The 2019-nt window shown below is 40.3% G+C and carries 4 protein-coding genes; all 4 read left to right on the forward strand.

The window, feature by feature from the left end; genetic code table 11:
- Positions 1–178 (forward strand): hemolysin XhlA family protein (locus ACKVDP_RS13710; protein ID WP_409229469.1); only part of this gene is annotated, 178 nt, incomplete at its 5' end.
- The gene (locus ACKVDP_RS13715; protein WP_409229466.1) at positions 179–1165 is read left to right on the forward strand and encodes a S8 family peptidase; all 987 of its coding nucleotides are present in this window, start codon (positions 179–181) and stop codon (positions 1163–1165) included. It abuts the gene before it with no gap.
- 41 nt (positions 1166–1206) lie between these two features.
- Positions 1207–1653, forward strand: coding sequence for a peptidoglycan recognition protein family protein (locus ACKVDP_RS13720; RefSeq protein WP_409229467.1), 447 nt, complete (start codon positions 1207–1209; stop codon positions 1651–1653).
- On the forward strand, positions 1643–1828 hold the full coding sequence (locus tag ACKVDP_RS13725) for a hypothetical protein (RefSeq protein WP_409229468.1): 186 nt from the start codon (positions 1643–1645) through the stop codon (positions 1826–1828). Before ACKVDP_RS13720 ends, ACKVDP_RS13725 begins: the two co-directional genes overlap by 11 nt.
- The last annotated feature ends 191 nt before the right edge of the window (positions 1829–2019 follow it).

Consider the following 2019-nt stretch of genomic DNA (forward strand, 5'->3'; position numbering starts at 1 on the left):
TGACCATTCCAAACGATTAGACATGATAGAAAACATCAACTCAAGGTTAGAGGAAAGAATAAGCAACCTGATTAATCAACTTAATAGTTTGAATGTTACCCTAAGATGGTTCATGGGCTTACTAATTGGCGCCTTTGTAACCTTCTTTTTTGTTGCAGCACAGAGGGGGCTGTTGTAGATGATAGAACAAAACAAAGAAGAGTTTGAGAAGGCTAACATAATCACATGGCATGAGGCAGGATTCAAGGGCAAGGGTGGAGTTGTAGTAGTGCTTGATGATAATGGTAGGCCACACGAACACACTAGGGTTATAGAACCTTTTAATGATAGCCATGACAAGGTAAACCACAAGACAAATGTTTGTTCAGTTATTAGAGAAGTTGCGCCAGATTCGGCTATCTATGCATTTAATTGGTTCGCTGGGCATAAGGAAGAGATTGTCGCCTGGATCAAAGAACATGAATTGGAGATAGATGCCATAAATTGCAGCTTCAGTGGCAGGGTATCTATGGACGTATTTGAAAAATTAGAAGATGTCGATATACCCATCATAACAGCAAGTGGTAATAGTGGATATGTTAACAAAGTTAATGATGTGGCCAGATACAACTGGACTATAGCGGTGGGAGCATGGCTTGAACATAACGACCAAAAGGCTTCTTATAGCAATTCCGGGGAAGATTTAGACATTGTAAGTTACACAAACATATTTATACCAACATCAGATGGGTATGACAGACTGATGTATTTCAATGGCACTTCATGTGCTGCTCCAATGGTGAGTGGTATGATTGCGATATATAACGGATGGCTCAAGGAAAATGGACTTACTAAACTGACAAGAGAAGATGCAAAAGCTTTTGTCATAGACAGTACAATAGACAAGGACAAGGAAGGCTTTGATGTCTACAGTGGACATGGCCTTTTTGTTTTACCTGAAAGCATACCAGAGATTGAGATTATAGAGTTTCCAAAACAGGAGGTGGAAGAAGTGGCAGAATTTAAGGACACAAAAGAGCATTGGGCCAGAGAGTACATTGAATTTGTGGCAGATAAAGGACTGATGAAGGGTTATGAGGATGGAAGCTTTCAACCCAACAAGCCAATCAGCAGGGCAGAGGTTGCAACTATTATTGCTAGACTAGAGGGATTTGAAAAAAAGTAGAAAGCCCTGTACCTTATAGGCGAGAACATATACCAGAGGATGTGGGAGGCTCAAGAAGGCCTCTTCTTCCAATGGATGCCAAATACATCACCTACCACTCTACAGCCAACCCACGAAGCACAGCGCAGAATGAGAGGGATTATCTTGTCAATGTGGCAAACACTAGGCAAGCATCGTTTCATATCGCAGTGGACGATAAAGAAGCGGTGGAGTGCATCCCATTAAATGAAGTTGCTTGGGCAAATGGTGATGGGTATTACGGAACAGGTAACAGGGAATCCATATCAATAGAGATATGCGAATCAGGTGATAGAGTAAAGACAATTCAGAATGCTATAAAGGTAGGCCATAAGATAATGAGGGAGCAGGGCATCACACAGATAAGAAGACACTATGATTGGTCAGGTAAAGATTGTCCGAGGATAATGTCAGCCAATAATTGGGAGAAGTGGCATGAGTTTTTGAGGGAGGTGCAAAATGGAATCTAAAAGTATCAAGGAAAGACTGGCGACACTCTTGAGCATTAAAAGTCTTGTTACGATTATACTGACAAGTGTATTTGCCTACCTGTCAATGGTGGGTGTGGTAGATGCAGAGAAATTTATGACAATATTTGCAGTTGTGATCTCGTTCTACTTTGGGACACAGGCAATCAAGGAATAATTCAGAGGCTATGGATTTTACTCCATAGCCTTTTTTATTTGTCTAAAAATGGCTTAAAATACCCATTTTAACGAGGCCACAGAATGCGATTTAAGGCCCTTGAAATCAATTAGGCATAGTAAGGTATGCCTAAAAAAAGGGTTATAATATCATTAATTGATATTTAATGGCAAAATTGATGCTTACAACAA

Source organism: Gudongella ferriphila (assembly GCF_046224405.1).
Lineage (GTDB): Bacteria > Bacillota > Clostridia > Tissierellales > Tissierellaceae > Gudongella.